This is a genomic window from Nonomuraea sp. WAC 01424, from assembly GCF_003947315.1.
Classification (GTDB): Bacteria; Actinomycetota; Actinomycetes; order Streptosporangiales; family Streptosporangiaceae; genus Nonomuraea; species Nonomuraea spiralis.
Genome location: NZ_QHHZ01000007.1, coordinates 211,628 through 224,658, shown reverse-complemented (window position 1 = coordinate 224,658; position 13,031 = coordinate 211,628). Strand labels below are relative to the sequence as shown.

The following is a 13,031-nucleotide window of genomic DNA, read 5'->3' as shown; positions in this document are numbered from 1 at the left end:
GGCCGCGAGCCGTCAGTCGAAACTAGCGCCGGAACCGCGGAAAAGCCGCGCGACCCGCGTAGCGGGCGGCGTCGTCCAGAAGCTCCTCGATGCGCAGCAACTGGTTGTACTTGGCCACCCGGTCGGACCGCGCCGGGGCGCCGGTCTTGATCTGACCGCAGTTGACCGCCACCGCCAGGTCGGCGATCGTGGTGTCCTCGGTCTCGCCGGAACGGTGGCTCATCATGCACCGGTAGCCGCTGCGGTGGGCCAGGTCGACGGCGTCGAGGGTCTCCGACAGCGTGCCGATCTGGTTGACCTTGACCAGCAGGGCGTTGGCGGTGCCCTCCTTGATGCCGCGCTCCAGCCGCTCGGGGTTGGTCACGAACAGGTCGTCGCCGACGAGCTGGACCTTGTCGCCGAGGGCCTCGGTGATGGCCTTCCAGCCCGCCCAGTCCTCCTCGTCGAGGGGGTCCTCGATGGACACGAGCGGGTAGTTGGCGACCAGGTCGGCGTAGAAGGCGATGAGCTCCTGCGCCGAGACGCCCTTGCCGTCGATCGTGTAGACGCCGTCCTTGTGGAACTCGGAGGCGGCCACGTCGAGGGCCAGCGCGATGTCCTCGCCCGGCACGTAGCCGGCCCGCTCGATCGCGACGAGGATCAGGTCGAGGGCGTCGCGGTTGGAGGGCAGGTTGGGGGCGAAGCCGCCCTCGTCGCCCAGGCCCGTCGCGTAGCCCTTCTCCTTGAGCACGCCCTTGAGCGCGTGGTAGACCTCGGTGCCCATGCGCACGGCCTCGCGGAACGTCTCCGCCCCGATCGGCGCGATCATGAACTCCTGGATGTCGACGTTGGTGTCGGCGTGGGCGCCCCCGTTGAGGATGTTCATCATCGGGACCGGCAGGACGTGGGCGTTGGGGCCGCCGACGTAACGGAACAAGGGCAGGTCGGCGCTGTCGGCCGCGGCCTTGGCGACGGCCAGCGAGACGCCCAGGATGGCGTTGGCGCCCAGCTTGGCCTTGTTGGGCGTGCGGTCGAGGTCGATCATGATCTGGTCGATGATGCGCTGATCCTCGGCCTCGATGCCGTTGATCTCCTCGAAGATCTCGTCGGTCACGGCGAGCACGGCCTTCTCCACGCCCTTGCCGCCGTAGCGCTTGCCGCCGTCACGCAGCTCGACCGCCTCGAACTGGCCGGTGGACGCCCCGCTCGGCACGGCGGCGCGGCCGCTGCTGCCGTCGTCGAGGACCACCTCGACCTCGACCGTGGGGTTGCCCCGGGAGTCGAGGATCTCGCGAGCGTAAACGACCTCGATGGTAGCCACGGGTTGCGCTCCTAAATCGAAAGGCAATATGCCATCAGAGCCTATCGGTACCCCGGGCCACCGATACGGCACGGTCACCCACCACACACCTCACCACCGCGGATCATCCGATCGAGGACAGACTCCACGCGCGCAGTCTGCCGTCCGTCGCGGCGACCAGGAGCCCTTCGCCCACCGCCAGCGCGGTGACCTTCTGGCCCTGCGCCAGGTCGCCCAGCCGCTCGCCGTGGTCGGCGTTCCACACGGTCACACCGTCGCCGCCGCCGGCGATCATCCTGCGGCCCCCGGCCGAAGTGACGCCGACGCCCGCCGCGCCCGTGCTGAAGCCGCGTACGAAGGCGCCGCTGGCCAGGTCGTACACGGCGGTCGAACCGCCCACGGTGACGGCGGCGGGGCCGTCGCCGAACGCGGCCACCGAGCGCACCTCGCCCTTGCCGAGCACCCCCGCCGCCGCCCCCACCAGGCCGGCGCCGGTGCCGACCAGGGGCTTGCCGCTGGCCTCGTCCCAGGCCAGCGCGGTGACCGGGCCGGCCACGGGTTTGGCGCGGGCCACGATGCGGTTGGAGGTCAGGTCGAGCGTCACGACCTGGCCGTCGGGGCAGCCGATCACGACCGCGGGCTGCTTGCGCCACAGGCCGGGCGCCACGCGGGCTTCCGACCGGCACGCCACGTACAATTTGCCTGGCTTGGGGTCGCCGATGCGCCAGCGCCGTACGATGCCGTCCGTGCCCGTCCAGACCGCCGTCTGCCGCCCGCCCACCGGGACCAGCATCAGCGAGCGCACCGGCGAGGGGCCCGCGTCCGCCAGCCGGTCGATCCGCTCGCCGATGCTCGGGTCCCAGACCTCGATCGAGTGGCCGGACCTCTCGGCGTAGGCGACGACGGGCGAGTCCTTGTCGTAGCCGATGGCCATCGCCTCGACCCGCGCCCCCCTCGTCGTGGGGCCGAACTCGGGGCCGAGCTCGACGCCGAACGCCGTCTCCCGTCCGACGGCGGAGGGCAGTCCGGCGTTCCGCCACAGTGCCCCGGCCACCATCCCGGCGACGACGAGCACCCCCACACCGGCGGCGGCCCACCGCCTGCGTACGGCCCGCACGTCGTGGCCCGCCACCGGCCCGTCGGACCGGACCGCGCGCACACCACGGCGCTCTCCCCGCTCCCTCCGGACGCCACCCCGCTCCTCCCGCGCGTCACGGCGTGGGGCGCGAGAGCCCGTACGGCGGGGGGCGTGGGCGCGGAGGTCGGGCGCGGTACGGCCCAGCAGCCGCATCAGGACGTCGTCCGCCGACGGCCGTGCCCCGGCCTCCTTCGCCAGGCACCCGCGCAACACCGAGCGCAGCGGCTCGGGCACCTCCCGCAGGTCCGGCTCGGCGTGCAGGATCCGGTTCATCACCGCGGGGATCGAGTCGCGCCCGAACAGCGGCTGCCCGGTCGCCGCGAACCCCATGGTCGCCGCCCAGCTGAAGACGTCGGACGCCGCCGTGGCGGTCTCCCCCGAGATCTGCTCGGGCGACATGAACCCCGGCGTCCCGACGACGCTGCTCGCCGTGGTGGAGACGTCCATGTCCTTGGCGATGCCGAAGTCGATCACGCGCGGGCCGTCCAGGCCCATCAGCACGTTGCTCGGCTTGAAGTCGCGGTGCACGATGCCCGCGCCGTGGATGGCGGTCAGGGCGGTGATCGTCCCGACCGCCAGCCGGTCCAGCTCGCCGCCGGTCAGCGGGCCGGCGTCGATGACCAGGTCGTGCAGGGACGGGCCGTCGATGAACTCGCTCACGATGTACGGCCGGCCCTCGGTCAGCCCGCTCCCGTACACGGTCGCGGTGCAGAAGCCCGCCACCTTCGCGGCCGTCGCGCTCTCCCGCAGGAACCGGCGGGTGGCCCGCTCGTCGCTCAGCAGACGCGGATGCAGCACCTTGACGGCCGCGTGCCGGCCGTCCGCGTCCCGGCCGAGGAACACCGACCCCTGCCCGCCGTCGCCCAGCTCGCCGAGCAGGCGATAACCCGCCACTTCCCGCGGTTCCCCCGAACGCAGCGGTCTCAGCTCCACCACCAGTCCCCCTCGGCCCTGTCGTTCAAGCCCCTGAGGATCCTGGCATTCGGCGACTTGTCGCCACAACACGGGCAGCTAGGCGTTCGACTCCCACGCGCGTACGCGGTCGCGGTAGGCGCGGGCCGCCGCGCGCAGCTCGGCCTCGGCGTCCAGCCCGGCCTCCTGCGCCCGGCGTACGAGGTCGAACAGCTCCCGGGCCACGCCCTGGCCGATCGCGGCGGCCAGGGCGTCGGGCGCCCCCGCCCGCCCGGCCCTGCGCAGGAGCTGGGCGGCCAGCGCGAGCGCGGGCTGCCCCATGGGGACGCCGTCGAGCACCGACGACTCGCCGCCCTTGGCCGCCCGCTCGGCCGCCTTGATCGCCTCCCAGTTGTCGTTGACCTCGTCCGCGCTCTCCACCCGCACCGAACCGAACACGTGCGGGTGGCGCCGGACGAGTTTGTCCACGATGCCGGCGGCGACGTCGTCCATGTCGAACGTCTCGGCCACGCGGGCGTGGAAGACCACCTGGAGCAGCAGGTCGCCGAGCTCCTCGCGGAGCGCCGGGTAGTCGCCCTGCTCGATCGTCTCCAGGACCTCGTACGACTCCTCCAGCAGGTACGGCGCCAGCGACTCGTGCGTCTGCTTGCGGTCCCAGGGGCACTCGGTACGCAGCCGGTCCATGACCGCGACCAGGTCGAGCACCCGCGAGCCGGGCAGGTCGTACGAACCGGGCACGACCTCGATCAGCGGCGGCTCGTCGAGCGAGATGGCGGCCCGCCCGATCGCGCGCATGAAGTCCTCGTCGTCACCGGCGAGCCACACCACGCGCTCCCGCACGGCCAGCCTGGACAGCCCGACCGCGTCGGGCGCGACGACCTCCACCTCGATCCCGGCGGCGGCCAGGTAGGGCAGCTGGGGGTGGGAGTCGGTGGCGGTCAGCACGGGCCCCGAGCGCAGCGCCTGCCAGGCCTGGTCGCTCAGCAGGCCCGGCGCGACCCTGGGCGAGGTGGTGACGACGATGAGCGGCATGTCGCTAGCCCTGCTGCGGCTGCTGCTGCGCCTGCTGGGAGGACTTGCCGAACCGGCCCGGATCGACGAACCCCTGCTGGGTGAACTCGCCGTAACGCGGGCTGTAGATCGGCTTGATGCTCGTCAGCTCCTTGACGAACTTCTCCTGGGCGGCCTGGTCCTGGGCGCCGCCGAGCTGGTTGCGCACCTTGATCGCGCCCAGCTCCGCACGCAGGTAGCCACGCGCGTCGGCCGGGCTCACGCCCCTGGCGATCAGGTTGATCTCGGGCGACTGGTACTGGCCCGGGTCCTTGAGCGCGGCGTCGATCTCGCCGTCGCTCACCTGCACGTTGTGCTTGGCCGCGAGCTGCCTGAACGCGCTCTCGTTCGCCATCCGGTAGAGCACGAACTGAGTGACGGGCACTCCGAGCTGCTCGGCCGAGACGTTGGCGCGCTTGAGCGCCGCCTCGTACGTCTGAACGTTCCTGGTCAGATCGCGGGCCGAGATGCGCTCGCTCCCGACCACGGCCGCGGCTCCGGCCTCAATGGGCGAAGAGCAGGCGGTCAGCGCGGCGAGTCCCACCGCACCGGCGGCCACAGCCACTCGAATCGACTTCACATGCGTCCCTTTCCGACAAAAACCGCGCTTAGCTTACCCGCGCGGGCTCCAGAAACATCGCCTCGACCAGGTCACCGCACCATTTGAGCAGATCGAGGTCACGCAACGGCTGCCCGCCCAGCGGCTTGGTCTTGGGAACCGGCACGAGCAACGTCTCGGCCGCCTGCTTGTAGATGGCCTTCTTGTACAGCCGGTCGAGCCTGACCTGCTGTGACTCGCGCAGCCGCGCCGGGCCGAACTTGATGTTCTGGCCCTGCAGCGTGACGTCGGTGAGCCCGGCCGAGCGCGCCCTGATCCGGAAGCGGGCCACCTCCAGCAGGTTCTCCACCTCCACCGGCGGCTTGCCGTAGCGGTCGGTGAGCTCGTCGCGCACCTCGTCGATGTGGATCGGCGCGATGATGGCCGCGATGCGCTTGTACGCCTCCAGCCGCAGCCGCTCGGAGGTGACGTAGTCGTGCGGGATGTGGGCGTTGATGGGCAGCTCGACCTTGACGTCCTGCTGTTCCTCCTGGACCTCGGCCCCGGACAGCTTGGCCTTCTGCTCCTGCACGGCCTCGGCCATCAGGCGTACGTAGAGGTCGAAGCCGACGCCCGCGATGAAGCCCGACTGCTCGGCCCCGAGCACGTTGCCCGCGCCGCGGATCTCCAGGTCCTTCATGGCGACGTACATGCCCGCGCCCATCTCGGTGTGCTGGGAGATGGTGGCCAGGCGCTCGTGGGCGGTCTCGGTCAGCGGCTTCTCCGGCGGGTAGAGGAAGTACGCGTAACCGCGCTCCCTGCCTCGCCCGACCCGGCCCCTGAGCTGGTGGAGCTGCGACAGGCCGTAGTTGTCGGCCCGGTCGACGATCAGTGTGTTGGCGTTGGGCACGTCGAGGCCGGACTCGACGATCGTGGTGGAGACGAGCAGGTCGTACTCGCGTTCCCAGAAGCCGACCATGATCTTTTCGAGCTGGTGCTCGTTCATCTGGCCGTGGGCCACCGCGACCAGCGCCTCGGGGACCAGCTCGCGCAGCCGCGCCGCCACCCGGTTGATGGAGGCCACCCGGTTGTGCACGAAGAAGATCTGGCCGTCGCGCATCAGCTCGCGCCGGATCGCCGCCCCGATCTGCTTCTCCTCGTACGGCCCCACGAACGTGAGGATCGGGTGGCGCTCCTCCGGCGGCGTGAGGATCGTGGACATCTCGCGGATGCCGGTCAGCCCCATCTCCAGCGTGCGCGGGATCGGCGTGGCCGACATGGCCAGGACGTCGACCTGCGTGCGCAGGTGCTTCATGGCCTCCTTGTGCTCGACGCCGAACCGCTGCTCCTCGTCGATGATGATCAGCCCGAGGTCCTTGAACCTGACCTCCGGGCTGAGCAGCCGGTGGGTGCCGATGACGACGTCGACCGCGCCCGCCCTGAGCCCTTCCAGGGTGCCCTTGACCTCGCCGTCGGTCTGGAAGCGGGAGATCGGCCTGATCGCGATGGGGAAGCTGGAGAAGCGCTCGGTGAAGGTGGACATGTGCTGCTGCACCAGCAGCGTGGTCGGCACCAGCACGGCCACCTGCTTGCCGTCCTGCACGGCCTTGAACGCCGCCCGCACCGCGATCTCGGTCTTGCCGTAGCCGACGTCGCCGCAGATCAGCCGGTCCATCGGGACGCCGCGCTCCATGTCGCGTTTGACCTCGTCGATGGCTTCGAGCTGGTCGCCGGTCTCGGCGTAGGGGAAGGCGTCCTCCATCTCGCGCTGCCACGGGGTGTCGGCGCCGAAGGCGTGGCCGGGCGAGGCCATGCGGGCCGAGTAGAGCCTGATCAGCTCGCCGGCGATCTCCTTGACCGCCTTCTTGGCCCTGGACTTGGCCTTGGCCCAGTCGGCGCCGCCCATGCGGTTGAGCGTGGGCGCCTCGCCGCCGACGTACCGGGTGACCTCGTCGAGCTGGTCGGTGGGGACGTAGAGGCGGTCGCCCTTGGCGTACTCGATGACCAGGTACTCGCGGGTCGCGCCCTGGATCGTGCGCTGGACCATCTCGACATAGCGGCCGACGCCGTGCTGCTCGTGCACGACGTGGTCGCCGACCTTGAGCTGGAGCGGGTCGACCATGTTGCGGCGGCGCGAGGGCAGCCGGCGCATGTCCTTCGTGGACGCCTTCTGCCCCACGAGGTCGAGGTGGGTGAGCACGGCCAGGCCCGGTGTGATGAACCCGTGCTCGATCAGGCCGGTCGAGACGTGCACGACCTTCGGCTCGGGCGCCTTGTCCACGGACTGCCGCAGCCTGGCGGGCACGTCGACGCCCTTGAGCAGCTCGACCATGCGCTCGGCCGGGCCGTGGCCCTCGCTGAGCAGCACGACCGCCTTGTCCTCGGCCAGCCAGCCCTTGATGTCGGCCAGCGCCTTGGCGGTGTCGCCCCGGTACGCCTCGGAGTCCTGGGCGTCGAGCTCGACGCCGTTGCCGAACGGCGCCGTCGTCCACCACGGCAGGCCCAGCGCGTCGGCGTGGCCGCGGACCTCCTCCAGCGTGCGGAAGGCCGCCGCGCCCAGGTCGATCGGCGCCTCGCCGCCGGCCGCCGCGTTGATCCAGGACGCCTCCAGGAACTCCTGCGAGGTGCGTACGAGCTCTTCCGCCCTGCCCCTGATGCGCTCGGGATCGCACACGAACACCGCCGACCTGACCGGCAGGTGGTCGAGCAGCAGGTCCATCTCCCCGGCCAGCACCGGCGCGAACGCCTCCATGCCCTCGACCGCGGCGCCCTCGGCGAGCTGGTCGAGCACCTCGGCGAGGGAGGGGTGCTCCCGCGCCAGCTCCCGCGCCCGCTCCCGGACCTCGCCGGTCAGCAGCAGCTCGCGGCACGGCGGCGCGAACAGGCCGTCCTCGGCCGCCTCCAGCGAACGCTGGTCGGCCACCTTGAACCAGCGGATCTCCTCGACCGTGTCACCCCAGAACTCCAGCCGCAGCGGATGCTCCTCGGTGGGCGGGAACACGTCGAGCAGCCCGCCGCGCACGGCCACCTCGCCGCGCTTCTCCACCATGTCGACCCGGTGGTAGCCGTTGGTGACCAGCCGTTCGACCACCTCGTCGAGGTCGGCGTCGTCGCCCGCCTTCAGCCTGATCGGCTCCAGGTCGCCGAGCCCCTTGACGATGGGCTGGAGCAGCGCCCTGACCGGGGCCACCACCACGCCGAGCGGCCCCGCGGCGGAGTCGCCCTTGATCGGGTGCGCCAGCCTCCTGAGCACCGCCAGCCGCTGGCCGACGGTGTCGCTGCGCGGCGAGAGCCGCTCGTGCGGCAACGTCTCCCAGGCCGGGAACACCGCGACCGAGCTCGGCTCGAGGAGACTGGTCAGCGCCGCCGCCAGGTCCTCGGCCTCACGGCCGGTGGCGGTGACGGCCAGGACGGTGCGCTGGTCGTGCGCGGCCAGCGCGGCCACGCCGAACGGGCGCAGCGCCGAAGGCGCGATCAGCGAGACGTCGCCGCCCTCCTCAAGGGCGGCGCGCAGCTTCGGGTCGGCCCCGGCCCCCAGGGCAACAAGGTCTAGCAGTCCGGAAAGACTCATCAGTTACGCCCACAGCCCCACGACGGCAACACAACTACCCCCGGCCGGGTCAGGTCGCGGGGGTCTCCACCCACCCTACTCGGGGTGCGGGACCCGGTAACCGGGGACCGACGGCCAGCGTACGGTGAGCACGACCGACTCCTGCTCGGCCACCCACGAGTGGTCCACGCCCTTGCCCCACAACACGTAGTCGCCGGGCTCGGCCAGCAGCACGCTGCGCCCCGGCAGCTCCACCCGGAACCGCCCGCTGATCAACACCAGCAGCGCCGTACGCGCCTCGCCCCTCACCCACTGGGCACGCTCGTCGCCCGCCGGGTGCACGCCCCACTTGATCTCGACTTCTTCACTGTGCCGTGGGTCGCCGAGGGGTTTGAAGTGACCGAGTAGCCAGCCACGGTCGCCGGCGGCGTCGATATTGGCGTTTCCCACGTAAACCTGCTCGCCCACGGGGCAGGACGCTAGCAGGGAAGTGCGTAACCGACGCCGCTCGATTGATTACTGTAGGTGACATGTCTGAGGTGCGATCAGTCGCCCAGCGAGGCGACCTCTTCGGTCAACGGATCCGCGAGCACTGGGCCGGGCGGTTCAGCCGGCGGCTCGACATACTCGTCGCGGGCTGCGCCCACGACGAGCCGCTCGACGTGGAGCCGCTGGAGGCCAGAGCGACCGGCGCCGACGAGGACCACCCCGCCATCAGGGACGTCGTCGAGGAACGCGCCGACCTCGTGGCCTGGTCGCTCGGCGACCTGCGCTGCGTGCCGCTCCAGCACCGCGCCTACGACGTGATCCATCTGTCCTTCCTGCTCGAACGCGTCCAGCACGCCGAGCTGGTCTTCGACCGCCTGCTCCAGTCCCTGCGGCCGGGCGGGCTGGTGCTGCTGCGCATGCGCGACAGGAAGTCGGCCTACGGGCTGCTCGACCGGCTCACGCCGTCCTGGCTGCGCCGCGTGTTGTGGCGCACGCTGGTCACCCCGGGCACGCCAGGCCCGCTGCCCGTCGTATACGAGCCGCTGGCCTCCAGCGACGGCATGCACGCGTTCTGCCTGAGCCGCGGTCTGCTGATCACCGACGACGAGCGCCGGATCAGCGGTCCGGCCCGTACCGGGCGGATCGGCGCCGCCGCGGTCGCCGCGGTCGAGCGGCTGAGCAACGGGCGTTATCCCGCCACGCATGACGAGATCATGATGGTGATCAGGAAGCCTCAGCACCACTTCGCCCGGTTGCTCTAGCGACACGACGGGATCAGTGGGTAGACTCCTTTCCTACCAATTCAATCGGAATAGTTGGGATGTCGGAAATCGTGGAGTGGACCCCGGACGCGCACGAGCTGGCCGATCTGGAGCTGCTGCTGTCCGGGGCGTTCGAGCCGCTGACCGGCTTCCTGGGCCACGACGACCTGCACGCCGTGCACGAGCGCGGCACGCTCGCCGACGGCACGCCGTGGCCCGCCCCCGTCACCCTCCACCTGTCCGCCGAGGTCTCGCCCGGCGACGAGGTACGCCTGCTCGACCCCGAGGGCCTGCCGCTGGCCGTGCTCACCGTGACCGCCCACGACGCCGACGGCCTGACCGCGGGCCCGATCGAGGCGCTCGGCACACCCGAGCACGGCCCGTTCGCCCGGCTGCGCCGTACGCCCGCCGAGGTCAGGGCCGCGCTCGGCGGACGGCCCGCACTGGTCGTGACCATGCGCGGCCCGCTCGACGACCTCACCGAGATCACCGCCACCGCCAAGGAGCTCGACGCGGTGATCGTGCTGCTCCCCCTCTCGTACGGCGAGGCGGGCCCCGCGGTCGTCCGCGCCGCCCTCCGCGCCGCGGAACGCCTCCCGGAGGGCACCCTCGTGGTCCCGGTGCCCCTGGCGCCGCGCGAGGAGCCCGAGATCGACCTCGAACTGCGCGAGCACGTCGCCACCGCCTACGGCGCGACCGAGCACCTCGCCGGCCCCGAGCCCGTCACGCTCCCCGGCCCGCCCCACCGCCGCGGCCTGGTCGTCTTCTTCACCGGCCTGTCCGGCTCAGGCAAGTCCACCGTCGCCCGCGGCCTGCGCGACGCGCTGCTGGAGCTCGGCACCCGCACGGTCACCCACCTCGACGGCGACGTCGTACGCCACCTGCTGTCCAAGGGCCTGACCTTCTCCAAGGCCGACCGCGACCTGAACATCCGGCGCATCGGATTCGTCGCCGCCGAGGCCGCCCGCCACGTCGGCCTGGCGATCTGCGCCCCCATCGCCCCCTACGCGGCCACCCGTGAGGAGGTGCGCGAGATGGTCGAGTCCGTCGGGGCCGACTTCCTGCTCGTGCACGTCGCCACGCCGCTGGAGGAGTGCGAGCGGCGCGACCGCAAGGGCCTGTACGCCAAGGCCCGCGCCGGCCTGATCCCCGAGTTCACCGGCATCTCCGACCCGTACGAGGAGCCGGACGACGCCGACCTGGTGATCGACACCACGCACATCTCGATCGAGGCGGCCGTCTCCCGGGTCCTGGGGACGCTGCAGTCCGGAGGGTGGGTCCGTTGATCGACTTCGCGCTGGTGGCCGGGTCCTTCGTCGTCGCGATCGTGGTCGGCCTGACCGGCATGGGCGGCGGCGCGCTGATGACCCCGATGATGATGTTGTTCTTCAACGTCCCGCCGCTGGCCGCGGTCTCCAGCGACCTGGTCGCCTCGGCCGTGATGAAGCCGGTCGGCGGCGTCGTCCACCTGCGGCGGGGCACGGTCAACCTGCGGCTGGTCGGCTGGCTGTGCGCCGGGTCGGTGCCGGCCGCGTTCTGCGGCGTGTTCCTGGCCAGGGCGTTCGCGGTGACCGACGCCGTCAAGTACGCGCTGGGCGTGGCGCTGCTGCTGGCCGTCGCGGGCATGGCCCTGAAGGGCTGGCTCGGCACGCGGGGCGGCTCGTCGAGCGCCCACGAGATCGTCGTGCGCCCAATTCCGACCCTACTGGTCGGTACGGTAGGCGGGCTGGTGGTCGGTGTCTCCTCCGTGGGCTCGGGTTCGCTGATCATCGTCGCGCTGCTCGCGCTCTATCCGGCGCTCAAGGCCAACCAGCTCGTCGGCACCGACCTGGTCCAGGCCGTGCCCCTGGTCGCCTCGGCCGCGCTCGGCCATCTGCTGTTCGGCGACTTCAAGATGGAGCTCACGCTCTCGCTGCTCGTGGGCTCGATCCCCGGCGTCTACCTCGGCGCGCGGATCTCCTCACGCGCCCCGGGCGGCCTGATCAGGGCCCTGCTGGCGATCGTGTTGCTCGCCTCGGCGCTCAAGCTCCTGGACGTCGGCAACGCCGTCACCGTGTGGCTCCTCGTCGCCGCCTGCGCGGTCACGTTCGCGGGCTGGCGGCTGCGCGACGGCGTCCTGGCCCGCCGCGGCGGGGCGAACGCGGCCGTCGGGCTGCCCCAGGAAGCGCGGCGCTAGGGCCGCGGCACGCGGGTCGAACGGAAGTAGCGGTCGCGGGCGAGCTGGGTGAACGCGCGGGCCGCGCCCGAGTCGGAGTCGAAGCTCGTGTTGCCGCGCGGCGCCTGCGGCGAGTCGAAGTACAACACTGCCTTGATCTGCGGATATCGCTTGATCTGTCTCAGTACCGACTCGAAGAAACGCCGCTTGAAGGCCCGGTCGTCCGTCCGCTCGAACACGCCCCACTCGGCCACCATCACCGGCTTGCCCGGGAAGCGGGCCTGCATCCACCGGTAGAACCCCGGCCACTGCCCGTACTCCTTGCGCGTCTTGTTCACCAGCCCGTCGAAGTCGTGCACCCGGTCGTCGGCGTACGGGTCCATCGCCACCCAGTCGACCACGTCGTCGCCCGGGTAGAGGTCCTCGAACCAGGGCTTGGCCGCCCAGTTGGGCGCCCCCATGTACGTCATGACCGTCACGGCGTTCTTCACCCCGCGCTCGCGCAGCCTGAGCACGACGTGCCGGAACATCGCCGCGTAGTCGGTGGCCTGCATGCCCGAGCCCGAGCGGGCGTTCACGTCGTTCTCGGGCTCGTGGTGGAGGGTGAGGAAGAAACGTTCGGGGAAGGTGCGCCTGAGGTAGGCGGCCAGCCGGTCGATCCGGCGGTCGAGCGCGCCGTCGGCGATCTCGGCCCAGGTGTGGTCGAACGACGGCTTCCAGTTGATCATGAGCAGCCTGGGCCGGGCCGAGTCACGGGCCAGGTCGATCTCCTGCGGCGTGGGGAACAGCTCGCTGCCCCGGTGGTAGACGTGCAGCACGTCGGCGCCGACGCCCATGCGGGACTCGGCCCCGCGCAGCGCCTCGGCCACGGGAGCGCCGGTGAAGACCTCGGGCGCCACGCCCCACCAGGCGCCGCACGAGGGGATGAGCCTGGCGGTGACCGCGCAGGAGGGCGCGCCGGCCAGCTCGGCCGTGCTGGAGTCGACCCGGGCGGGCGCGCCCTCGGCGGTCGAGCAGGCGGCCAGAAGCGAGAGCACCGCACAGGTGATTGCGGTCTTCGTCGCGAAATGAGAAAAGCCCCGATGTTGCAACGCCTTCCAACCCCCTTGTCGACGGACCCCCGCCTTTCAAACCTGAACCTTGCCATGCCATTCCTCGA

10 protein-coding genes are annotated in these 13,031 nt (G+C 71.5%); 3 read left to right on the top strand and 7 right to left on the bottom strand.

Translation table 11 applies throughout. From position 1 onward, the window contains the following. Positions 1-22: 22 nt before the first annotated feature. The 6 genes from eno to DMB42_RS20835 all read right to left on the bottom strand — a co-directional run bounded on the left by eno (position 23) and on the right by DMB42_RS20835 (position 8,935). Positions 23-1,300 carry a phosphopyruvate hydratase gene (gene eno, locus DMB42_RS20860; protein WP_125636642.1) on the bottom strand — a complete coding sequence of 426 codons (1,278 nt, stop codon included), beginning with the start codon at positions 1,298-1,300 and terminating at the stop codon, positions 23-25. Between the two features lie 103 nt (positions 1,301-1,403). Beyond that, positions 1,404-3,353, bottom strand: coding sequence for a WD40 repeat domain-containing serine/threonine protein kinase (locus DMB42_RS20855; protein WP_125636641.1), 1,950 nt, complete (start codon positions 3,351-3,353; stop codon positions 1,404-1,406). Between the two features lie 75 nt (positions 3,354-3,428). Continuing rightward, positions 3,429-4,361, bottom strand: a complete 933-nt coding sequence (locus DMB42_RS20850; protein ID WP_125636640.1) for a MazG family protein — start codon at positions 4,359-4,361, stop codon at positions 3,429-3,431. A 4-nt stretch (positions 4,362-4,365) separates the two neighbouring features. Further along, positions 4,366-4,959 carry a SurA N-terminal domain-containing protein gene (locus tag DMB42_RS20845; protein WP_125636639.1) on the bottom strand — a complete coding sequence of 198 codons (594 nt, stop codon included), beginning with the start codon at positions 4,957-4,959 and terminating at the stop codon, positions 4,366-4,368. A 28-nt stretch (positions 4,960-4,987) separates the two neighbouring features. Then, positions 4,988-8,488, bottom strand: a complete 3,501-nt coding sequence (mfd, locus tag DMB42_RS20840; RefSeq protein ID WP_125636638.1) for a transcription-repair coupling factor — start codon at positions 8,486-8,488, stop codon at positions 4,988-4,990. Between the two features lie 75 nt (positions 8,489-8,563). Beyond that, positions 8,564-8,935, bottom strand: coding sequence for a signal peptidase I (locus DMB42_RS20835; RefSeq protein WP_125636637.1), 372 nt, complete (start codon positions 8,933-8,935; stop codon positions 8,564-8,566). 62 nt (positions 8,936-8,997) lie between these two features. Here DMB42_RS20835 and DMB42_RS20830 point away from each other — a divergent pair, with 62 nt between their 5' ends. Genes DMB42_RS20830 through DMB42_RS20820 form a run of 3 tightly spaced genes read left to right on the top strand, consistent with a single transcriptional unit; the run spans position 8,998 to position 11,893 of the window. Continuing rightward, positions 8,998-9,717 (top strand): bifunctional 2-polyprenyl-6-hydroxyphenol methylase/3-demethylubiquinol 3-O-methyltransferase UbiG, encoded by a 720-nt coding sequence (locus DMB42_RS20830; RefSeq protein WP_125636636.1) that lies wholly within the window; start codon positions 8,998-9,000, stop codon positions 9,715-9,717. Positions 9,718-9,776: 59 nt separating this feature from the next. Beyond that, positions 9,777-11,003, top strand: coding sequence for an adenylyl-sulfate kinase (gene cysC, locus DMB42_RS20825; protein WP_125636635.1), 1,227 nt, complete (start codon positions 9,777-9,779; stop codon positions 11,001-11,003). After that, entirely contained in the window at positions 10,991-11,893 is a 903-nt protein-coding gene (locus tag DMB42_RS20820; protein ID WP_260477822.1) for a sulfite exporter TauE/SafE family protein, read from the top strand. Before cysC ends, DMB42_RS20820 begins: the two co-directional genes overlap by 13 nt. Here the strand turns inward: DMB42_RS20820 and DMB42_RS20815 are convergent. Beyond that, positions 11,890-12,909 carry a glycoside hydrolase family 26 protein gene (locus tag DMB42_RS20815; RefSeq protein ID WP_260477821.1) on the bottom strand — a complete coding sequence of 340 codons (1,020 nt, stop codon included), beginning with the start codon at positions 12,907-12,909 and terminating at the stop codon, positions 11,890-11,892. The two genes, DMB42_RS20820 and DMB42_RS20815, sit on opposite strands and share 4 nt — an antisense overlap. Positions 12,910-13,031 lie beyond the last annotated feature (122 nt).

What these genes read in the sequence shown, in the direction of transcription:
- mfd (WP_125636638.1), bottom strand. Translation starts at nt 8,488, where the DNA reads ATGAGTCTTTCCGGACTGCTAGACCTTGTTGCCCTGGGGGCCGGGGCC.
- DMB42_RS20850 (WP_125636640.1), bottom strand. Translation starts at nt 4,361, where the DNA reads ATGCCGCTCATCGTCGTCACCACCTCGCCCAGGGTCGCGCCGGGCCTG.
- cysC (WP_125636635.1), top strand. Translation starts at nt 9,777, where the DNA reads ATGTCGGAAATCGTGGAGTGGACCCCGGACGCGCACGAGCTGGCCGAT.
- DMB42_RS20830 (WP_125636636.1), top strand. Translation starts at nt 8,998, where the DNA reads ATGTCTGAGGTGCGATCAGTCGCCCAGCGAGGCGACCTCTTCGGTCAA.